At 69.8% G+C, this 20,706-nt stretch carries 19 protein-coding genes; 15 read left to right on the forward strand and 4 right to left on the reverse strand.

Annotated features, from left to right (window positions below; translation table 11 throughout):
* Window positions 1–14: 14 nt before the first annotated feature.
* From uppS to lpxB, 11 genes are read left to right on the forward strand one after another with little or no spacing between them, the layout of a single operon-like run.
* Window positions 15–794, forward strand: coding sequence for a polyprenyl diphosphate synthase (uppS, locus tag VLI41_RS02940; RefSeq protein WP_325266562.1), 780 nt, complete (start codon window positions 15–17; stop codon window positions 792–794).
* Entirely contained in the window at window positions 772–1,599 is an 828-nt protein-coding gene (locus VLI41_RS02945) for a phosphatidate cytidylyltransferase (protein WP_325266563.1), read from the forward strand. Before uppS ends, VLI41_RS02945 begins: the two co-directional genes overlap by 23 nt.
* Window positions 1,587–2,786 carry a 1-deoxy-D-xylulose-5-phosphate reductoisomerase gene (gene dxr / locus VLI41_RS02950; RefSeq protein WP_325266564.1) on the forward strand — a complete coding sequence of 400 codons (1,200 nt, stop codon included), beginning with the start codon at window positions 1,587–1,589 and terminating at the stop codon, window positions 2,784–2,786. Before VLI41_RS02945 ends, dxr begins: the two co-directional genes overlap by 13 nt.
* Window positions 2,787–2,807: 21 nt before the next feature.
* Window positions 2,808–4,025: a M50 family metallopeptidase gene (locus VLI41_RS02955; RefSeq protein WP_325266565.1), complete on the forward strand. Its 1,218-nt coding sequence runs from the start codon at window positions 2,808–2,810 to the stop codon at window positions 4,023–4,025.
* Window positions 4,026–4,055: 30 nt separating this feature from the next.
* Window positions 4,056–6,473, forward strand: coding sequence for an outer membrane protein assembly factor BamA (gene bamA, locus VLI41_RS02960; protein WP_325266566.1), 2,418 nt, complete (start codon window positions 4,056–4,058; stop codon window positions 6,471–6,473).
* A 6-nt stretch (window positions 6,474–6,479) separates the two neighbouring features.
* On the forward strand, window positions 6,480–7,139 hold the full coding sequence (locus VLI41_RS02965; RefSeq protein WP_325266567.1) for an OmpH family outer membrane protein: 660 nt from the start codon (window positions 6,480–6,482) through the stop codon (window positions 7,137–7,139).
* 28 nt (window positions 7,140–7,167) lie between these two features.
* The gene (gene lpxD / locus VLI41_RS02970; protein WP_325266568.1) at window positions 7,168–8,187 is read left to right on the forward strand and encodes a UDP-3-O-(3-hydroxymyristoyl)glucosamine N-acyltransferase; all 1,020 of its coding nucleotides are present in this window, start codon (window positions 7,168–7,170) and stop codon (window positions 8,185–8,187) included.
* A complete protein-coding gene (fabZ, locus tag VLI41_RS02975; protein WP_325266569.1) occupies window positions 8,184–8,654 on the forward strand; it encodes a 3-hydroxyacyl-ACP dehydratase FabZ in 471 nt (156 codons plus the stop codon). The genes lpxD and fabZ overlap by 4 nt, the downstream gene beginning before the upstream one ends.
* Before the next feature lie 27 nt (window positions 8,655–8,681).
* On the forward strand, window positions 8,682–9,470 hold the full coding sequence (gene lpxA / locus VLI41_RS02980) for an acyl-ACP--UDP-N-acetylglucosamine O-acyltransferase (protein WP_325266600.1): 789 nt from the start codon (window positions 8,682–8,684) through the stop codon (window positions 9,468–9,470).
* A complete protein-coding gene (lpxI, locus tag VLI41_RS02985; protein WP_325266570.1) occupies window positions 9,470–10,309 on the forward strand; it encodes a UDP-2,3-diacylglucosamine diphosphatase in 840 nt (279 codons plus the stop codon). The genes lpxA and lpxI overlap by 1 nt, the downstream gene beginning before the upstream one ends.
* A gap of 20 nt (window positions 10,310–10,329) precedes the next feature.
* Complete coding sequence (gene lpxB, locus VLI41_RS02990; RefSeq protein ID WP_325266601.1) at window positions 10,330–11,505, forward strand: lipid-A-disaccharide synthase; 1,176 nt, start codon at window positions 10,330–10,332, stop codon at window positions 11,503–11,505.
* Here the strand turns inward: lpxB and gltA are convergent.
* Both gltA and gltX read right to left on the reverse strand, forming a co-directional pair.
* Window positions 11,478–12,761, reverse strand: a complete 1,284-nt coding sequence (gene gltA / locus VLI41_RS02995; RefSeq protein WP_325266571.1) for a citrate synthase — start codon at window positions 12,759–12,761, stop codon at window positions 11,478–11,480. The two genes, lpxB and gltA, sit on opposite strands and share 28 nt — an antisense overlap.
* Before the next feature lie 56 nt (window positions 12,762–12,817).
* Window positions 12,818–14,224 carry a glutamate--tRNA ligase gene (gene gltX / locus VLI41_RS03000; RefSeq protein WP_325266572.1) on the reverse strand — a complete coding sequence of 469 codons (1,407 nt, stop codon included), beginning with the start codon at window positions 14,222–14,224 and terminating at the stop codon, window positions 12,818–12,820.
* Here gltX and VLI41_RS03005 point away from each other — a divergent pair.
* Both VLI41_RS03005 and VLI41_RS03010 read left to right on the forward strand, forming a co-directional pair.
* On the forward strand, window positions 14,196–16,418 hold the full coding sequence (locus tag VLI41_RS03005) for a ComEC/Rec2 family competence protein (protein WP_325266573.1): 2,223 nt from the start codon (window positions 14,196–14,198) through the stop codon (window positions 16,416–16,418). The two genes, gltX and VLI41_RS03005, sit on opposite strands and share 29 nt — an antisense overlap.
* Window positions 16,415–16,702 (forward strand): hypothetical protein, encoded by a 288-nt coding sequence (locus VLI41_RS03010; protein ID WP_325266574.1) that lies wholly within the window; start codon window positions 16,415–16,417, stop codon window positions 16,700–16,702. The genes VLI41_RS03005 and VLI41_RS03010 overlap by 4 nt, the downstream gene beginning before the upstream one ends.
* Before the next feature lie 146 nt (window positions 16,703–16,848).
* Here the strand turns inward: VLI41_RS03010 and VLI41_RS03015 are convergent, their stop codons facing one another.
* Window positions 16,849–17,874, reverse strand: a complete 1,026-nt coding sequence (locus VLI41_RS03015; protein ID WP_325266575.1) for a class I SAM-dependent methyltransferase — start codon at window positions 17,872–17,874, stop codon at window positions 16,849–16,851.
* 152 nt (window positions 17,875–18,026) lie between these two features.
* Between VLI41_RS03015 and VLI41_RS03020 the strand changes: the two genes are divergently transcribed.
* A complete protein-coding gene (locus VLI41_RS03020; protein ID WP_325266576.1) occupies window positions 18,027–19,127 on the forward strand; it encodes an alpha/beta fold hydrolase in 1,101 nt (366 codons plus the stop codon).
* Between the two features lie 283 nt (window positions 19,128–19,410).
* The gene (locus tag VLI41_RS03025; protein WP_325266577.1) at window positions 19,411–19,965 is read left to right on the forward strand and encodes a hypothetical protein; all 555 of its coding nucleotides are present in this window, start codon (window positions 19,411–19,413) and stop codon (window positions 19,963–19,965) included.
* Between the two features lie 9 nt (window positions 19,966–19,974).
* Here VLI41_RS03025 and lexA read toward each other — a convergent pair whose 3' ends face one another.
* Entirely contained in the window at window positions 19,975–20,664 is a 690-nt protein-coding gene (lexA, locus tag VLI41_RS03030) for a transcriptional repressor LexA (RefSeq protein WP_325266578.1), read from the reverse strand.
* Between the last annotated feature and the right edge of the window lie 42 nt (window positions 20,665–20,706).

The following is a 20,706-nucleotide window of genomic DNA, read 5'->3' on the forward strand; positions in this document are numbered from 1 at the left end:
CTTCCGGAACGTCGATGGCCACCCCGAACGACACCCCGACCGAGGGCGACCGCGGTCAGGATGGCCAAGCCCATCCGCCGTTGCACGTCGCGATCGTGATGGACGGGAACGGCCGGTGGGCGAAGCGCCGCGGGCTGCCGCGGACTCTCGGCCATCGCGCGGGGGTGGAGGCGCTCAAACGCATCGTCGAGGCCGCGCCCAAGCTCAATATCAAGTGGCTGACCGTGTTCGGCTTCTCGACCGAAAACTGGAGCCGGCCGGCGGCGGAGGTCGCCGAGCTGATGGCGCTGCCGAAGCGCTACTTCGAAACTGATCTGGCGCGGCTGGAGCGCGAAGGCGTGCGCGTCCGCGTGATCGGCGGCAAGCGCGGCCTGCGACGGGACCTGGTGAAGATCTGCGACGAGGCCGAGGCGCGCACGGCCGGCAACGACGCCTTCTTCCTGACGGTGGCCTTCAACTACGGCGGCAAGGCCGACATCGTCGAGGCCGCCCGCCGCTTCGCCCGCGAGGTCGCAGCCGGCCGGGCCGATCCCGACCAGCTTACCGAAGACGGGTTCGCGGACCTGCTCTCGACCGACGGCGTTCCGGACCCGGACGTCATCATCCGACCCTCCGGCGAGCAGCGGCTTTCGAACTTCATGCTCTGGCAAGCGGCCTACGCCGAATTCGTCTTCCAGGACGTGCTCTGGCCGGACTATTCGGCCCACCATCTCGCAGCGGCGCTCGCGGAGTTCTACACCCGCAACCGCCGCTACGGCGCCGTCGTGCCCGATGACGCCCTTGCCACAGGCTAGGCGCTTCGACTGGTCGAACCTGCGCCTGCGGGTCGCCTCGGCCGTCGTCCTCGTCCCCTCGGCCCTGTTCGCCGCCTGGCACGGCGGCTGGATCTTCCTGCTGGTGATCTCGATCGGCCTGGCGCTGCTGGCCATCGAGTGGGGCGGGATGAGCGCGCCGCGCGCCCCGGTTCGGGTCGCCGCCGCGGTCACCGCGGCCGTGCTGGCGGCCGTGTTCCTGGGGCACCTCGGGCTGATCAAGACCGCCTGGCTGGCGGTGCCCCTGGGCGCGATCGCCGCCGCCGTGATCGCGCGCGGGGTCGCCGAGCGCGCCGTCGACGCCGCCTACGGCGTGCTCTACATCGCCCCGGCCGCGGTGTGCCTGGTCTGGCTGCGCTCGACCAATCAGGGCGAATGGTGGACGCTGATGCTGTTCGCCTGCACCTGGGCGGCGGACATCGGCGCCTTCGCGGTCGGAAGCCTGCTCAAGGGGCCGAAGCTCTGGCCGAGGTTCTCGCCCAACAAGACCTGGTCGGGGTTCGTGGGCGGACTGGCGGCGGCGACCGCGGTGGGCACGCTGATGGCCGCGAAGTCGACCTTCCGGCTGGATCTTCGCGCCGCCGCGCTGGTGGGTCTGGCCGTGGGGCTCGCCACCATGGCCGGCGATCTGTGGGAATCCGCGCTGAAGCGGCGCTTCGGGGTGAAGGACTCCGGCGACCTGATCCCCGGACATGGCGGGTTGCTCGACCGGGTCGATGGGTTGATGTTCGCCGTCGTGGTGATGGCCGCCGCCCGCCTCGCCAACCACCTGGGATGGGGCCATTGAACCTACCGCGTAAGATCAGCGTCCTGGGCTCGACGGGTTCGGTGGGGGTCTCCACGCTCGACCTCCTGGCCCGATCCGGCGTGGAGGTGGAGGTCGCGGCCCTCGCCGCCGGCCGCAATGCAGCGCTCCTCGCCGAGCAGGCCCGGCGCTGGCGTCCCGACGTCGCGGTGATCGAGGACGAGGCCGGGCTGCGGGAACTGCGCGAGCGGCTGGCCGGATCGGGCGTCGCCGCCGCCGCCGGCCCCGCCGCGGTGCTGGAGGCGGCCGCTGCGGACGCCCAGTGGGTGATGTCGGCGATCGTCGGCTTCGCGGGCCTGGCGCCGACGCTGGCCGCCGCGCGCGCCGGCGCGGTCGTGGCGCTGGCCAACAAGGAAAGCCTGGTGTGCGCGGGTCCCGAGCTGCTTCGCACGGCCAAGCTCTGCGGCGGGGCGGTGATCCCGGTGGACTCCGAGCATTCGGCGATCTTCCAGGTGCTGGAACCCGAGAACGCCGCCCAGGTGTCCCGCCTGATCCTCACCTCCTCCGGCGGCCCCTTCCGCGGGGCGGCGCGCGAGCAGATGGCGGCGGCGACCCCGGCCCAGGCGCTGGCGCACCCCAACTTCAGCATGGGCGCCAAGATTTCGATCGATTCGGCCACCATGATGAACAAGGGGCTGGAGGTGATCGAGGCGTCCTACCTGTTCGCCATGCCGGCGGAGCGGATCGAGGTCCTGGTGCATCCGCAGCAGATCATTCACAGCCTGGTGGAGTATGCCGACGGCTCCACGCTCGCCCAGTTGGGGCCGCCCGACATGCGCGCGCCGATCGCCTGCGCCTTCGCCTGGCCCGACCGCCTGCCGTGGCCCGCGCCCAGGCTCGACCTGGTGGCCTCGGGCCCGCTGACCTTCGAGGCGCCTGACCCGCAGCGCTTTCCGGCGCTCGCCATCGCCAAGGCGGCGCTCGCCGCCGGCGGCCGCGCGCCCGGCGCCCTCAACGCCGCCAACGAGCGCGCCGTGGCCGCCTTCCTTGACCGCCGAATCGGCTTTCTCGATATTCCCCGCGTGGTGGAAGAGACCCTGGAGCAGCTCGATCGGCATGGCTGGCTGGGCTCGGCGGGCGGCGATGTCCTGGAGGCGGCGCGCACGACCGATGCGACGGCGCGCCGCGTGGCGGACGACGTGGTGAGCGGCCTTATGGCTCAGGCCTGATCCGGAAGGAGACGCGCCGGCATGCTCGGCTTCCTGCAAGCAGCTCCGCTCTACCTGCTCTCCTTCATCCTGGTGGTGGGGCTGCTGGTCACCATCCACGAGCTTGGCCACTTCCTCGTCGCCAAATGGCTCGGGACCGCGATCGACCGGTTTTCGATCGGCTTCGGCCGGCCGCTGGCCAGCCGGCGCGACCGCTCGGGCGTGGAGTGGCGCATCGGCTGGCTGCCGCTCGGCGGCTACGTCCGCTTCGCCGGCGACGAGAACGCCTCGTCCATTCCGGACGAAGACGAGCTGGAGACCCTGCGGCGCACCATCACCGCGCGGGAGGGACCGCAGGCGCTTCGCCGCTACTTCCACTTCAAGCCGATCTGGCAGCGGACGCTGATCGTGATCGCCGGGCCCGCGGCCAATTTCCTGCTCGCGATCGTGCTGTTCGCCGGCCTGTTGATGGCGTTCGGGCACGAGGTGATCCCGGCGCGGGTGGGACTGGTCCAGCCGAACAGCGCCGCCGCGGCCGCGGGCTTCCGGAAAGGCGACCTCATCCTGGCGGCCGACGGCCGGGCGATCGAGGACTTCGACGCCCTCAAGCAGCTGGTGGCCTTCCGCGCGGGCGTGCCGATGGACTTCCTGGTCAGCCGAGGCGATCGCCGCATCCGCCTGGTCGCCACGCCGAGGTCGGAGATCGTCGACGATCCGGTGGCGGGCCCGCAGCACGAGGGCATGCTGGGCATCGGCGCGGGGGCGTCGCTGAGCGAAATCAAGCATGTGCGTTATGGGCCGATCCCGGCCGTGGGGGAGGCCACGGCGCGCACCTGGCGGATGGTCACCACGACGGTCTACTACGTCGGCCGGATGCTCAGCGGGCAGGTCCCGGCCGATGGCCTGCGAGGTCCGCTGGGCCTGGCCAGCGCCACGGGCAAGGTCGCCGCGCTCGGCGCGGAGGGCGCGCCGAGCTTGGGCGCGATGCTGGTCGGCGTGAGCGTCAATCTGATCCAGATGGCCGCGATCATCTCCGTCAGCCTGGGGATCGGGAACCTGCTGCCGCTGCCCGTGCTCGACGGGGGAGCTCTGCTCTTCTATGCATACGAAGCGGTGGCGCGGCGCCCTCTTGCTGCCAAGGTTCAGGCCGCAGGCTATCGGGTGGGCCTTGCTCTGGTGCTCGGATTGATGTTGTTCGCGACATGGAATGATCTGCAGCGCCAGCACGTGCTCACTTTCCTGGGCGGCTTTTTCTCCTAAGGTCGCCCTTTCCCAGTAACGGCTGATTCGATGTCCAGACCCCGCGCCCGCAGCGCCGCGCTCGTCACCGGCCTTGCCCTTCTTCTGGGGTCGACGGCGCTCGTCGCGCCGGAGCCCGCGGCCGCGCAGGTGCAGCAGGGCGGGGTCGTCAAGCGGATCATCGTCAAGGGCAACGAGCGGATCGAGCCTTCGACCGTGATCTCCTATCTGCCGATCCAGGTGGGGGACACGGTGGACTCGGCCAAGGCCGACCTTGCGCTGAAGGCGCTGTTCCGCACCGATCTCTTCTCCGACGTGAAGATCGACTACCAGGACGGCGATCTCATCGTGACGGTCGTGGAGAACCCGATCATCAACCGGGTGCTGTTCGAGGGGAATTCGAGCCTCAAGGAAGACAAGCTCAAGGACGAGGTGAGCGTCCGGCCGCGCGGCATCTTCACCCGCACCAAGGTGCAGTCCGACGTGGCCAGGATCCTCGAGCTCTATCGCCGCTCAGGGCGCATCTCGGCGACGGTGACGCCGCAGATCGTGGAGTTGCCGCAAAAGCGCGTGGACCTGATCTTCAAGATCGACGAGGGCCCGAAGACCGGCATCCTCCGCGTCAACTTCCTGGGCAACAAGGCGTTTTCCGACAACGACCTGCGCGGCGTCGTGGTGACCGAGCAGTCGCACTGGTACAAATTCTTCTCCTCGGAGGCCAACTACGACCCCGATCGCCTGGAGTATGACAAGGAGCAGCTGCGCAAGTTCTATCGCAATCGCGGCTACTATGACTTTCGGGTGATCTCCGCGGTGGCCGAGCTGGCGCCGGACAAGAACGGCTTCGTCGTGACCTACACCATCGACGAGGGGCCGGAGTACAAGTTCGGCAAGATCAGCGTCGAGACCGAGCTGCAGAAGCTCAATCCGGGCATCCTGCAGGCCCTGGTGCCGATCCACACCGGGGAGATCTATCAGGACAAGCGCCTGGAGGACGCCACCGACGCCCTGACCTTCGCGGCCGGCGCCGCCGGCTTCGCCTTCGTCGACGTGCGGCCGCGGTTCACCGCCCACCGCGACACCAAGACCATCGACGTGGTGTTCGACGTCAAGGAAGGCCCGCGCGTCTACATCGGCCGCATCGACATCGTCGGCAACACCCAGACCCTCGACTACGTGATCCGGCGCGAGATGAACGTCACCGAGGGCGACGCCTACAATCGCGCCCTGGTGGATCGCTCGAAGCAGCAGATCAAGGCGCTGGGGTTCTTCAAGGATGTGGACATCACCGAGACTCCGGGCTCCGCGCCGGACCGCACCAACCTGCAGGTAAAGGTCACCGAGCAGCCCACCGGCGAGCTGACGTTCAGCGCCGGCTATTCGTCGATCGACCAGCTGGTGCTCGACGTCGGGTTTGCGCAGCACAACTTCAGGGGCCGCGGCCAGGACCTGCGGGCGCGGGTCTCCTGGGGCTCGATCAGCAAGCAGGTGGACCTGTCGTTCACGGAACCGCGGTTCGGCGGGCGCGACCTCGCGCTCGGGACCGACATCTACTACTACGACTACGACCTCAGCCAGTTCTCCGCCTATCGCAGCAAGAGCCTGGGCGCGAACGTCCGGGTGAGCTTCCCGATGAGCCTGAACTCGCGCGGTTCGGCGCTCTACACCCTTCGGACCGACAACGTCTCGCTCGATCCGTCGCTGTGCGACCCCACCCTCGGGCTGGTTTCCTTCGCGATCTGCAACGAGCGCGGCTCGTTCCTCACCTCCCTGGCCGGCTATGGCTGGCGGCTGGACCGCCGCAACGATGCGATCAACCCGTCACGCGGCTTCTTCATCAGCGTGAACCAGGACTTCGCAGGCCTCGGCGGCGACGTTCGCTACGTGCGTACGGAGGGCCAGACCGGCTGGTACCACGGCTTCAGCAAGGACTTCATCCTGAGCGTCACCGGAGAGGCGGGCTTCGTCGGCGGCTGGGGCGGCGACCACGTGCGGATCAACGACCGCTTCTACAAGGGCGGCAACGACTTCCGCGGGTTCCAGACGGCAGGCATCGGGCCGCGCGACCTCTCGTTCGGCCGCAGCGACGCTCTCGGCGGCAAGGCCTATGCGATCGGCTCGGTGGAGCTCACCGTGCCGACCTTCCTGCCCGAGCAGTACGGCATCAAGGCCGCCTTGTTCACCGACTTCGGCACGCTCGGCCTCCTCGATCCGGTCGACAAGCTGACGCCGGTGCCGGTCGATCCGAACGACCTGACCCAGGGCTTCAAGAAGGACGCCAACGGCAGCTTCATCCTGGCGCCCAACCCCGACATCAAGGACGATCTGTCGCTGCGCGCCTCGGCGGGGATCAGCATATTCTGGAAGTCGCCCATGGGTCCGCTCCGCTTCGACCTGAGCGCGGTCCTCGCCAAGCAGCCCTACGACAAGACCGAAGCCTTCCGGTTCTCCACTGCAACCAGGTTCTGAACACACATGACTTCCAAACACGTCCTCACGGCCGGGTGCGCCGCCCTCGGCGCTCTGGCGATCGCGACCAGCGCCTCCGCCCAGAAGGCGGCCGCCGCGCCCGGCAATCCGGGTCCGGTGATCAACGGCGTCTGCGTGATCAATGTCGAAGCTGCGATCGGCGGCTCGACGGTCGGCAAGTATGTCGACAGCCGCATGCAGCAGCTGGTCGCGCAGGTGAAAGCCGAGCTCGGCGGTGAACAGACCACCATCCAGACCGAAGGCAAGACGCTCGAGTCGCAACGCGCGACGCTCGACGCCAACACCTTCGAGCAGCGCGGCTCGGCGCTGCAGGCCCGCTACAACGAGCTCCAGCGCAAGGCCCAGCAACGCGACCGGGAATTGCAGGCCACCGAACAGAAGGCCATCGGGCGCATCAGCCAGGAGATGGAGCCGATCGTCCATCAGGCCTATGCGCAGAAGGGCTGCGGGCTCCTGCTGCAGCGGACCGCTGTCGTGCTCGCCAATCCGGCCATGGACATCACGCCCCAGGTGGTCGCCGGGCTGAATGCAAAGATCACCCAGTTCGCCTTCGATCGCGAGCACCTGGATCAGACCGCCGCCGCTGCGCCGCCGCCGGTGACGACGGTGCCGACCCCCGCCAGGCCGGCCGCGACCCGCCGCTAGGCCCGGGCTCGGATCGAGGCGGGGGATCATGCCCGATCCGCGATTCTTCGAAGAGCTCGGCCCGATCGGGCTGGGCGAGCTCGCGCAGCTCGCCGGCGCCGAGCTCGCCCAGCCGGGCGCGGCGCGACGGATGATCCGCGGCGTGTCGATCCTCAGCCACGCCGGAGACGACACCGTCACCTTCCTGACCGATCGCAAGCACGCCGAGCACCTGCCCGCCTCGGCCGCCGGCGCGTGCTTCGTCCAGGCCCGCGACGCCGATACGCTTCCCAAGGGATGGATCGGACTTGTCAGCCGCACGCCGCAGGGCGCCTATGCTGTGGCGGCCGGGCGCCTGCATCGGGCGCGCACAATTCCGCCCGGTCCGGCGATCGCCGACAGCGCCGAGCTGGAGGAGGAGGTGCTCCTCGGTCCGGGCGTGGTGATCGGGCCGGGCGCCCGGATCGGGCGCGGTACGCAGATCGGCCCGAACTCGGTGGTCGGTCCCGGTGTCGCCATCGGCCGCCACTGCGCCATCTCGGCGAACGTGACCCTGAGCTGCGCGCTGGTGGGCGACCGGGTGACGATCCTGGCCGGTGCGAGCATCGGCGAGGCCGGGTTCGGCGCCACGGTCGGGCCGCAGGGGCTGATGGACATCCCCCAGCTCGGCCGGGTGATCATCCAGGACAACGTCACCGTGGGCGCCAACAGCTGCATCGACCGCGGGGCCTTCGACGACACGGTGATCGGAGAGAACACCAAGATCGACAACCTGGTCCAGATTGGCCACAACTGCCGGATCGGCCGCAACATCGTGATGGCCGCCCACACGGGCATTTCCGGCAGCGTCGAGGTGGGCGACGGCGTCCAGATGGGCGGCCGGGTCGGGATCGCGGACCATGTCACGATCGGGGCCGGGGCCCGGCTCGCAGCGGCCGCCGGCGTGATGGGCGACGTGCCGGCGGGAGAGACCTGGGCCGGCTTTCCGGCGCGGCCGATCCGCCGCTGGCTGAAGGAAGCGGCCTGGGTGGGCCGGATGGCCGCACGCAAGGGGGGATCGCAGGAATGAGCCGCAAGGCGCCGACTGCGGAGGGCGAGTCCGAGATCGACATCACCGAGGTCCTCGCCCGGATCCCGCACCGCTACCCCTTCCTGCTGGTCGACCGGTGCGAGGAGTACCGGCCGAACCAATCCATCGTGGGCGTCAAGTGCGTGACCGTGAACGAGCCCTTCTTCCAGGGCCATTTCCCGGGCTATCCGGTGATGCCGGGCGTGCTGATCATCGAGGCGCTGGCCCAGACCGGCGCGGTCCTGATGTCGAAATCGCTGGATGTGGACGTGAACGACAAGGCGATCTTCCTGATGTCGCTCGACAGCTGCCGATTCCGCGCGCCGGTGCGGCCCGGCGATGTCCTGCGCCTGAATGTCGAGGTGCTGCGGGCGCGCGGCGACGTCTTCAAGTTCCGCGGCAAGGCGATGGTCAGCGACAAGGTGGCGGCCGAAGCCGAGTTCGCAGCCATGGTGGTGGAGACCTGAGTCGTGGGAAGACATGAAAGCGTGAGCATCGAGGTGCATCCGACGGCGATCGTCGAGAAGGGCGCGGAGCTGGCCGAAGGGGTCTCGATCGGCCCGTTCTGCGTGATCGGCGAGCACGTCAAGATCGGCCGGAACACCAAGCTGCTGTCCCACGTGGCGATCGAGGGGCATACGACGATCGGCCAGGACAACACGATCCGGCCGTTCGCCAACCTCGGCGGCCCGCCGCAGGCCCCCTACAACGGCGAGCCGACTGAGCTGGTGATCGGCGACCGCAACACCATCCGCGAGCACGTGACCATGCACGTCGCCACCGGGGGCGGAGATGGCGTGACCATTGTGGGCAGCGACTGTCTGTTCATGGCGACGGCGCACGTGGCCCATGACTGCGTGGTGCGCGATCATGTGGTCCTCGCCCAATCGGCCACTCTCGGCGGCCATGTCGTTATCGACGAATACGTCATCCTCGGCGGCCTTGCGGCGGTCCACCAGAACTCCAGGGTCGGCAAGCACGCCTTCGTCGGCGGCTTGGCGGCGGTGACGAAGGACGTCATTCCCTATGGCTCGGTGTGGGGCAATCACGCCCACCTCGAAGGCCTCAACCTCGTCGGGCTGAAACGCCGCGGCTTCAGCCGCGAGGTGATCGCCGAGCTGCGTTCCGCCTACCGGCTGCTGTTCGCGGAAGAGGGCACCTTCCAGGAGCGCATCGACGACACCGCCGAGAGCTTCGCCCAGTCGGCCCCGGTGATGGAGATCATCGACTTCATCCGCGCCGACGCCAGCCGCCCGCTCTGCCTGCCCGAACGCGAGGTGTGATGAAGAAGCTCGGGCTGATCGCCGGCGGCGGCGGTCTGCCGCGGGAGATCGCCGAGCATTGCCGGCGCACCGGCCGGCCGCTGTTCGTGGTGCGGCTGAGGGGCTTCGCCGGCCCGGAGCTGGCGGCCTATCCGGGGGCCGAGATCGGGCTGGCCGAGCTCGGCCGCTGCATCAAGGCGCTGAAGGCGGCGGGCTGCGAGACGGTGTGCCTGGCGGGGCTGGTCGCGCGGCCGGACTTCGCCGCGCTGAAGCCGGACCTGCGCGGCCTCGCCGCCCTGCCGGGCGCGATCGCGGCCGCCCGCAAGGGCGACGACGCGCTGCTGCGCTTCCTGCTGGGCGAGTTCGAGAAGGAGGGCTTCGCGGTGGAGGGCGCCCAGCAGGTGACCGCCGACCTGGCGCTCGGCGCGGGCCCGCTCGGCCGCATCCGCCCTGACGCCGATGCGCGCGCCGACGCCGCCCGCGCGCTGGAGGTCGCCCGCGCGCTCGGCCGGCTCGACATCGGCCAGGCGGCGGTCGTCTGCCGCGGGCTGGTCCTGGCGGTGGAGGCGCAGGAGGGGACGGCCGGGATGCTGGACCGCGTGGCCGGGCTGCCGGAGGCCCTGCGCGGCGCGGCGCACGCCCGCGCCGGCGTCCTCGCCAAAGCCCCCAAGCCGATCCAGGAGATGCGGGTGGACATGCCGACCATCGGGCCGGACACCGTGCGCGCCGCGGCCGCCGCAGGGCTGGCCGGCGTGGTCGGCGAAGCGGGCCGTCTGCTGATCGTCGAGCGGGATGCGGTGGCCGCGCTCGCCGACGAGCTCGGCCTGTTCGTGGTCGGCCTGGAGCCTGCGCAGGCGTGAGCGGGCCGCCGATCACGGTCATGCTGGTCGCCGCCGAGGCCTCGGGCGACGATCGCGGCGCGGGCCTGGCGCGCGCGCTCAGGCGCCGGCTGGGCGAGGGCGTCCGCCTTGTGGGCGTGGGCGGCGAGCGGATGCGTGCGGAAGGGGTCGCGAGCCCGTTCGAGATCGCCGAGCTGTCCATCCTGGGCCTCTGGGAGGGCCTTCTGGCCTATCCGCGCGTGGTGCGCCGGGCGGACGAGACCGCCGCCATCGCCGCGCGCGAGAAGCCCGACATCGTCGTCCTGATCGACTCCTGGGGCTTCACCCTGCGCGTCGCCCAGCGGCTCAGGACGCGCGATCCGAAGCTCCCGCTCATCAAGTATGTCGGCCCGCAGGTCTGGGCGACGCGCCCGGGCCGGGCCCGCACCCTGGCGGCGAGCGTCGATCACCTGCTCTCCATCCATGCCTTCGATGCGCCCTACTTCGAGGCGGCGGGCCTGCCGGTGACCTTCGTGGGAAACGCCGCGCTCAGCCTCGACTTCTCCGCAGCCGATCCGGCGCGGCTGCGCGCGCAGATCGGGGCGGGGACCGGCGATCCGATCCTCCTGGTGCTGCCGGGCAGCCGCCCGGGCGAGATCGCGCGCGTCATGCCGGCCTTCGAAGCCGCGGTGAACATCCTGAAGGCCGGGCGGCCGGGGCTGCATGTCGTGGTGCCCGCCGCGCCCACCGTGCTCGAGCTGGTGAGGGCCCGGATGGCGGGTTGGCCGCACCGGGCGCACCTCGTCGAGGGCGATGCGGCGAAGCTCGACGCGATGAAGGCTGCGACGGTCGCGCTGGCCTGCTCCGGCACGGTGACGACGGAGCTGGCGCTGGCCGGCGTCCCCATGGTGGTGGGCTACCGGCTGGGCGCGATCACCGCGACGATCGCGCGGCGGCTGATCCGCACCCCCTACATCACGCTGTTCAACATCGCCGCCCAGGCCTTCGTCGCCCCTGAGCTGGTGCAGGAGGATTGCACGGGAGCGAAGCTCGCGGCCGAGGTCGCGCGGCGGCTGGACGATCCGGACCTGCGCGCTCGCCAGGCGGCCGCCCAGTCCGCCGCCCTGGACAGGATGGGCCGCGGCGGCCCGGACCCGTCGGAGGCCGCGGCCGAGGCCGTCCTCGAGCTCCTCGGATCGCGGCGGAGCGATCAGCCCCGCTTGTCGACCGGCACGTAATCCCGCTGGGTCGCGCCGGTGTAGAGCTGCCGCGGGCGGCTGATCTTCTGCGCCGGATCCTCGATCATCTCCTTCCACTGGGCGATCCAGCCCACGGTCCGCGCCACCGCGAACAGCACCGTGAACATCTCGGGCGGGAAGCCCAGGGCCCGCAGCGTGATGCCGGAGTAGAAGTCGACGTTCGGATAGAGCTTGCGCTCGACGAAGTACTCGTCGTTGAGCGCGATCTTCTCGAGCTCCATGGCGACCTTCAGCAGGGGATCGTCGCTGTCGCCGACCTCGGCCAGCACCTCGTGGCAGGTCCTCTGCATGACCTTGGCGCGCGGATCGTAGTTCTTGTAGACCCGGTGGCCGAAGCCCATCAGCCGGTAGCGGCGGTCCTTCACCCCGGCGACGTACTCGGGAATGCGGTCGACCGTGCCGATCTCCTTGAGCATGTTGAGGGCTTCCTCGTTCGCCCCGCCGTGCGCCGGGCCCCAGAGGCAGGCGATGCCGGCGGCGACGCAGGCGAAGGGATTGGCGCCCGAGGAGCCGGCGCCGCGCACCGTCGCGGTCGAGGCGTTCTGCTCGTGGTCGGCGTGCAGGATGAAGATGCGGTCCATGGCCCGCGTCAGGATCGGATTGGCTTTCCAGTCCTCGGCCGGGACCGAGAAGCACATGCGCAGGAAGTTCTCGGCGTGCGACAGCTCGTTGCGCGGGTAGACGAACGGCTGGCCGCGGAAGTACTTGAAGGCGCGCGCGGCGATGGTCGGCATCTTGGCGATCAGCCGGTGCGCCGAGATCGTCCGCTGCTGCGGGTCCTCGATGTCGGTCGAGTCGTGATAGAAGGCCGACAGCGCCCCCACCGCGCCGACCATGATCGCCATCGGGTGAGCATCCCGGCGGAAGCCTTGGAAAAACCTATCGAACTGGTCGTGCAACATCGTGTGGTAGGTGATGTTGTGCTCGAACTCCGTGTACTCGGGGGCGGTCGGCAGGTCGCCGTGCAGCAGCAGGTAGCAGACCTCCAGGAAGTTCGACTTCTCGGCCAGCTGGTCGATGGGATAGCCGCGGTGAAGCAGGATTCCCTTGTCGCCGTCGATGAAGGTGATCTTGCTCTCGCAGTTGGCCGTCGAGGTGAAGCCCGGGTCGTAGGTGAAGACGTCGGCGTCGGCGTAGAGCTTGCGCACGTCGACCACGTCCGGCCCGGCGGTCCCCTTGAGCACCGGCAGGTCGTAGGACTTGCCGCCGATCCCGATCTTCGCCGTGTCGCCCATGCGGAGCCCCTCCAATCGTCGGAAATGAAACGCCTGTTCGAGGCCTTAAAGCCGATTTAGCGCGCGAGCGAAAGCGCATCTGCGATGCGCGCCAGGCTTTCATCCCTGCCCAGGGAGACCAGCGCGCTGGCCAGGTCCGGCGCCGGCGATCCGCCCGCCAGCACCATCCGCAGCGCCGGGCCGAACTTGCCGATGCCGACGCCCTCGCGCTCGGCGAAGGCGCGGATGCGCGCCTCGAGCGGGGGGACCTCCCAGGCGGGGGCCCCGGAGAGGTCCTGGCGCAGGCGGTCCAGCCGGCCGAGCGTCTCCTCGCCCAGCAGGCCGCGGGCCTTCTCCGGCAGCTCCAGCGGACGGGTCTTCAGGACGAACACCACCGCGTCGGCAAGATCGAGCAGGGTCTTGGCGCCCTCCCGCACCAGGGGAACCGTGCGCTCGAGCACGGCCTTGTCGGTGCTCTTCAGCCGCCAGTCGCGGCTCTTCAGGATGCCGACGACGAGCTCGGTCAGGCGCTGCGGGTCGGCCTGGCGGATGTAGTGGTTGTTGAGGTGGTTGAGCTTGTCCCAGTCGAGGCGCGCCGGCGCGCTCACCACGTCCCTGACGTCGAACCAGGCCATCGCCTGCGCGTCGGAGAAGATCTCGTCGTCCCCATGACCCCAGCCGAGCTTGGCCAGGTAGTTGCGCATGGCCTCGGGCAGGTAGCCGAGATCGGCGAACTCGCTCACCGCCTGGGCGCCGTGCCGCTTGGAGAGCTTCTTGCCGTCCGGCCCGTGGATCATCGGCAGGTGAGCCCAGACCGGCGCGTCCCAGCCGAGGCCCTGGTAGATCAGGGTCTGCCGCGCGGCGTTGTTCAGGTGGTCGTCGCCGCGGATCACATGGGTCACGCCCATGTCGTGGTCGTCGACGACCACGGCGAGGTTGTAGGTGGGCGTCCCGTCGGTGCGCAAGAGGATCAGGTCGTCGAGGTTCCTGTTCTCGAACCGCACCGGCCCCTTCACCTGGTCGTCGATCAGCGTCTCGCCGTCGAGCGGGCATTTCAGGCGCACCACGAAGGGCCGGTCGGGCGCATTGTTCGGCGCCCGGTCGCGCCAGGGCGAGCGCACCACGCGCCCCTCGGCGCGGGCGAGCTCGCGCTCGGCCTCCAGCTCCTCGGGCGTCATGTAGTCCCGGTAGGCGCCGCCGCGGGCGAGCAGCTCGTCCGCCGCCTGGCGATGGCGTTCGGCGCGCGCGACCTGGAAGACGGGCGGCTCGTCGGGCTCCAGCCCCAGCCACTTCAGGCCCTCGAAGATCACCTCCACGGCCTCGGCGGTGGAGCGCTCGCGGTCGGTGTCTTCGATGCGCAACAGGAACTTGCCGCCGGTGTGGCGAGCGTACAACCAGTTGTAAAGCGCCGTCCGGGCCGTGCCAATGTGCATCATGCCGGTCGGCGAGGGGGCGATGCGGGTGACGACGGAGCGTTCGGGCATGGGGGTCGAGGAGGCTGGGGGCGCGCCGGATGGCGGCGCCTGGGCCGGGCCTCTTAGCACGCGGCTTCCGAGGCTTCCTAGCGCGGCCGGCGGGCTCGCCTGGCTGGCGCGCCAGGTGGAGCGGCAGGGCGCGCGCTGGACGCTGTGGACGCCGGTCGCCTTCGGCTCGGGCGCGGCGACCTATTTCGCGCTGCTGCGGGAGCCGCAGGCCTGGACGGCCTGGACGGGCGCGGCCCTCGCCATGCTCCTGCTCGCGGCGGGCGCACGGTGGCGGGGCGGGCGCGCGGCGACGGTCGGCCTCGTGCTGCTCGCCTGCGGGATCGGCGGCTTCTCGGCCGCCAAGCTGCGCACCGAGCACGTCAGGGCGCCGGTGGCGCCGGCCCGGGCTCCGCCCGAGCGGCTGCAGGGTTGGGTCCTCGACATCGTGAGCCCCGGCCAGGGCGGGCGCCGGCTGCTGATCGCGCCCGCGCGCATCGGCGACTGGCCCGCGAAGGCGACGCCCATTCGCGTGCGCGTGACGCTGCGCGAAGGCTACACCCCCTCGCCGGGGGAGCCGATCAGCCTGCTGGCGGTGATCGACGCGCCGCCGGGCCCGGCCAGCCCCGGCGCCTACGACTTCGCCCGCGACGCCTATTTCCAGAGCGTGGGCGGGGTCGGCTTTGCGCTTGGCCCGCCATCGACCTGGGTCACCGACGAGGTCCCGCCGTGGCGGCTGCGGCTCACCATGCGGATCAACGCCGTCCGCTGGTCGCTCACCCGCCAGATCATCGGCGCGCTCGGGACCGAGGCGGGCGGCCTCGCCGCCGCCATGACCACCGGCCACGACGCCTTTATCCCGCCCGACCAGTTGAACGACCTCAGGGCCTCGGGGCTCGCCCACATCACCTCCATCTCCGGCCTGCACATGGCGATCGTCGGCGGCTTCGTGTTCGCCGCCATGCGGCTCATCATCGCCGCCTGGCCGTGGCTGGCGCTGCGCATCCACGGCAAGAAGGTGGCGGCCGCCGTGGCGCTCTCAGCCGTGCTCGGCTACCTCGTGCTGTCGGGCTGGCCGCCGCCGGCCGAGCGCGCGGCGATCACCGCGGCCATCGCCTTCGGCGCGATCCTGGTCGACCGCCAGGCGATCAGCCTGCACGCGCTGGCGCTGGCCGCCATGGCGGTCATGCTGCTGCAGCCGGAAGCGGTCACCCAGCCGGGGTTCCAGATGTCCTTCGCCGCGACCGCCGCGCTGGTCGCCATGGCCGAGGTCTGGCCGCGCACGGTGCACGAGATCAACACGCCCTGGCCGATCCGCATGGTCCAGCGGTTCGGCGGCTGGATCGTGGCGGCCGCGGCGGCGAGCTTCGTGGCGGGGGCGGCGACAGGGCCCTTCGCCATCCAGCACTTCAACCGCGTCTCGACCTGGGGGCTGGTCTCCAACCTGCTCGTCGAGCCGATCTCCAGCTTCCTGATGATGCCCGCCCTGGCCGTCGGCGCGGCGCTGGCGCCCATCGGCCTGGGCCAGGGACCGCTCGATGTCGCGGGCTTCTCGATCCGCCTGATGAACGACATTTCGCGCACGGTGGCCCACGCGCCCTACGCGCAGTTCGTGGTGGCGAGCGGACCGGGCTGGACCTTGCCGACGGCCTTCCTCGGGCTCCTCCTGCTGTGTCTCTGGCGAGGGCCGCTCCGCTGGGTCGGCCTGCCGCTGGCGTTCGCCATCTCGCTGGCGCCAAGGCCCGCGCCGCCGGACGCCTGGGTGGCGGGCGACGGGGCGGCGACGGCCGTGCGCAGCGGCCGCGAGGCGATCCTCTTCCGGCCCGACGTCAAGCTGTTCGGGGCCGATCTGTGGGCGCGCCGGCGCGGCCTCGATCCGGGGGGCGGGGCGGCGGTGCGCGACCCGGCCTATGACTGCGACCACTGGAGCTGCGCGCCCAGGGCCGGCGCGCCCTTGAAGATCGCCGCGGCCTGGAACCTCAAGCGGCCGCTCGACCCGGAGCGCCTGGCGCAGATCTGCGCCAGCGCCGAGCTGGTGATCCTCAGGAACGACTTCAGGCCGGACGCCTGCCGCGCACCGGTGGTGCTCACCGGCGCCGATTTCGCGCGCGGCGGCGCGGCCGAGCTGTGGCGTGCCGCGGGCGGCGAGTGGCGCGTGCTCTGGGCGCAGGACGTCCGCGGCCGCCGGCCCTGGAGCTGGGGGCCCGACCCGCGGTGAGCCTCTCCTTCACCCAGCGGCTGCGCGCGCCGATCATGCGCGGCGAGATCGCCTGCACGGTCAGGATCTGGAAGCGCCTGCGGGTCAAGCTCGGCGGCCGCTATCGGCTGGGCGGCGGTCACGTCGAGGTCACCCGCATCCAGCACGTAGACCGCGGCGACATCACCGAGGAGATCGCCCGCCGCTCCGGCTTCGCGAGCCTGGACGACCTGATGCGCATCGCCCAGCACGGCTCGGGCGAGAGCGTCTACCTGATCGACTTCGTCTATTGTCACGAACCCTAGGCCCCCACCGCCCGTGGCGTCGGAAAGCTCGCCCGGGCACGGTCTCGGGCGTGCGCCGATGGTCTCCTTTCGGAACACGCGCCAAGGTCCGCCTGCGACCCGACGCGGACCTCGGCCGCGTCCGGATGTCGGCGTCAGGGGCCAACCTATTTGTAGGCCACCGCTGCGCTTGCGGGTCCTGCGAGGGGAATGATCTCGCAGCGGCTGAACCCTGCCTCTTTGCACCAATCGGTGAACTGCGCGCCGGTGAAGTCGAACGCTGCCCCGAATTCGATGAGCATGTTCAGAGACATCATAAGTCCGAAGCCGTTTTGCCGGCGCTCATCGTCGATTATGTTCTCGATGGCCACCAGCGCTCCCCCGACCGGCAACGCACGGTAGGCCTTGGCGATAAGGGTCTTCTTTTCCTCCAGATTCCAGTCGTGGAGGATCATTCCCATCGTGATGATATCTGCCTTGGGAAACTCGTCCGCGAAGAAGTCGATCGTATCGGCTGTCACCCGGCCACCAAGGTCAGGCGCCCGCGCGCGCCTTTCGGCGATCGGTTGCACAGCGGGGAGATCGCAGGTCCGGCATAGCATGTGCGGATGCCGCGAGGCGACGATGGCCGAAAGCTGCCCGGTGGCGCCGCCAATGTCCGCCAGCGTTCTGTACTTGGAAAAATCGAACTTCTCGGCGAAGGCCATGAAGTTGCCCATGGAGATACCGCTCATCGCGTCCATGAACTGCTCCAGGCGCGCGGGGTCCGCATAGAGCGCTGCGAACATCGACTCGCCGGTTTCCTTGATCTCGTTCTGAGGCTGTCCGGTCTTCAAGGCCGGAGTCAGATCCGCCCAGAACCGGTACAGGCGCGCGTTCGCCATCTCGAGAATTCCGCCGATGTACTGCGGGCTCGCCTTGTCGAGGAATACGGCGGTCGAGGGCGTGTTCCGGTACCTGCCGGTGTCGCCGGCGCCATCTCTCTCCAGCAATCCCAGGGCGACGAGGGTGTCGAGAAAGTCATAGGTTCCCCGCGGATGCAGTCCCAGGGCCGCCTGCAGTTCCGGGGCCGTTTTCGGTTCATCAGCCAACCGCGAAAAGAGCTCCAGCTCGACCGCGCTCAACAGCGTCTTGGACGCCCAAAAGCCAAAGCCGATCTGCAGGATATGGTCAGGCGAAACGTCGTGTTGCATGGGGTCCTCGCTAGACCACAAGGCTCCCATGCGCCCGCTGGCCTCCACAATCGGCGGATTGTCCCGATGCGGATGCGGGTCTTGCCCGTGGGACGGCCGGGGGGCACTGTGACCCAGGACATTTGTCCCAGATCCCGCGTAAGGAGCCTGCTGTGAGCTCGCAGAGACTTTGCTACGCCACGTCCAGCGACGGTGTCCGGATTGCCTGGTCCGCCAGCGGCGAAGGGGCTTCGACCTTGATCTGGGCGCCCAACAACTACACCAGCATCGTCGAAGACGCCGAGAACCCGTTTCGAGCCCCCTTGCTCCGTGAATTGAACCGCCACTTTCGGGTGGTGCGCTACGACAGCCGGGGGTACGGGTCGAGCAACCGTGGGGTGTCGCGTCAATCGCTTGACGCCTGGCGCGAGGACCTGGCCGCTGTCGTCGACGCGGCGCAGCCCCGTGGACCCGTCGCGCTTTTCGGAATGTCCCAGGGCGCGGCCGCCGCCATCGCCTACGCCGCGGAGAATCCTGAGCGGGTGTCGCGCCTGATGGTGCATGGGGCCCAGCCCCACGGGCCCGGCCTCTCGCGCAGCGCGGCCCTGCGTTCGTACTTCGAAGCGATGATCGAAGCGACCGGCGCCGTATGGTCAGCTCGCAAGTCTCCGTTCCACATGTGGTTAAACGCCGGCGTGCTGGGCGACGCGACCGCCGAGGAGATAGCCTGGTACGATTCCTTCCGCTCCCGCTGCGCGGGTCCCGCGGACGCGGTCAATTTCCTCCAGGGCTGGAAGGTCATGGACGTGCGCCCGCTCCTCGGCCGGATCGTGGTTCCCACCCTTGTGGCCCATAACACCGGCGACCAGCTTGCGCCGACGTCGCTGGGCCGGGCTTTGGCGGAAGCCATCCCCGGCGCCACCTACGTGGAGTTTGCCGGTCGCAGCCACGTGCCGCGGGCCGGCAATGGAAGCCTGGCGGGGTTGATCACGGAGATGACGCGCTTCATGGGCGCGGCCGGACGCACTGCGAAATGCTCGACAAACCTGACATGGCGCGAGCGCCAGGTGCTCGACTGTCTTTCCCAAGGACTCAGCAACGCCAACATAGCGGCGCGCCTCAGCATCGCCGACAAGACGGTGCGCAATCATCTGAGTTGTATCTATGACAAGCTTGGCGTGACGAGCCGCACCCAAGCCGTCGTGGCCGCGCTGCGAGAGCGCCACCAGGCGCGCAATCTCGGTCACGTCATCGCGGCCGCCGAGGAGCAATAAATGCCGCGGCGGGCCGAATGATTGCGTGACGCCTAATTGATCGAAGTCGCCAGCGACGCGCCCGTTCTACCGTTGCCCATGGAAACGGAATGCCGCTTTCCACCCTCAGCTGACTCATTGGATGTCGGTTCAGGGGTTGGAGGGCCGCCGGAGGGGCCTGGCGACGGCGCCCGTTCTGCCTCGCGTCTGCAAAAAAAAGCGGAAATCTTTGGCGATCCGCGGCTTCCGTGTTCTACTTCTGTTCATGTCCTTGGATCCTGGGAAGGCGGCGAGACGGGAGGCGGTGCTGCAGCGCGTGCAGCAGCTCCTGCTGGCGGTCGCCGAGGACCTGGCGGACGCGGTCGTCTCCTCGTCGGACGAAGACAACAAGGCGAAGCTCGCCAAGGCCTTCCACCAGGTGACGCGCGGGCTGCGCCAGACCGTCTTCCTCGAGGCCAGGCTCGAGCGCGATCAGATCGAGGCCGAGCGCGCCGCCCGCGAGCGGGCGAAGGCCGCGGAAGCCGCCGAGCAGGCCGCCAGGGAGCTCAAGATCGAGGCCGCGAAGGAGGCGGTGCAGCGCCGCGCCATGCGCCTGGTCTACGACGAGGTCGACCCGGACGACGGCAGCGAGGAGACCGACGAGGAGCTGGACGAGACCTTCGCCGCCATCGGGGAATGGGTGGAGCTCGCCTCCGCCATCGACGGCTTCGCCGAAACCCCCGTCGAGGCGCACCTCGAAAAGCTCATCGGCGACATGAAGGCCGCCCTGGGCGGCTTCCCGCGGCATCCCCGTTGCACGCCGGATGAGCCGGCCTCGCAGCCGACCGGCGAGCCGCCCGCCATCGCCAACTCTTCGTGAGGCCCGCCCTCAGTGATAGCGGCGGATGAGCCCCACGAGCTTGCCCTGCACGGCGACCTGGTCGGGACCGAAGATGCGGGTCTCGTAGGCCGGATTGGCGGCCTCGAGCGCGATCGAGGCGCCCTTCTTGCGGAGCCGCTTGAGGGTGGCCTCCTCGCCGTTCACCAGGGCCACGACGATCTCGCCGGACTGGGCGGTGTTGGTGCGGCGGATGACCACGAAGTCACCGTCCAGGATGCCCGCGCCCACCATCGAGTCGCCCTGGATCTCCAGCACGAAGTGCTCGCCGGCGCCGAGCAGGGTTTCGGGCACCGGCAGGCGATCGCGCTCCTGCTGGATGGCTTCGATCGGCGTGCCCGCCGCGATGCGGCCGAGCACCGGCAGGTCGCGCGTGTCGTTGGCCGCGCCCGGCGCATCGGCGCCCACGTCGACGAGCTGCGGCTTGAACGGCGCGCGGCCCTTGGGCGGCGCGGCCGCGGTCGCCTGCGCGGGCAGCTTGATCACCTCCAGCGCGCGGGCGCGGTGCGGCAGGCGGCGCAGGAAGCCGCGCTCCTCCAGCGCGGTGATCAGCCGGTGGATGCCCGACTTCGAGGCGAGGCCCAGCGCATCCTTCATTTCGTCGAAGGAGGGGGAGACCCCGGTCTCCTTGATCCGCTCATGGATGAACATGAGCAATTCGTGCTGCTTGCGGGTGAGCATGGCGGCGACCCTTCGGAACCCTTGTTGTAGCGCTTCGAGAAC

Origin of the sequence: Phenylobacterium sp., from assembly GCF_035475775.1 — a bacterium.
In the GTDB taxonomy this organism is placed as follows: domain Bacteria; phylum Pseudomonadota; class Alphaproteobacteria; order Caulobacterales; family Caulobacteraceae; genus Phenylobacterium.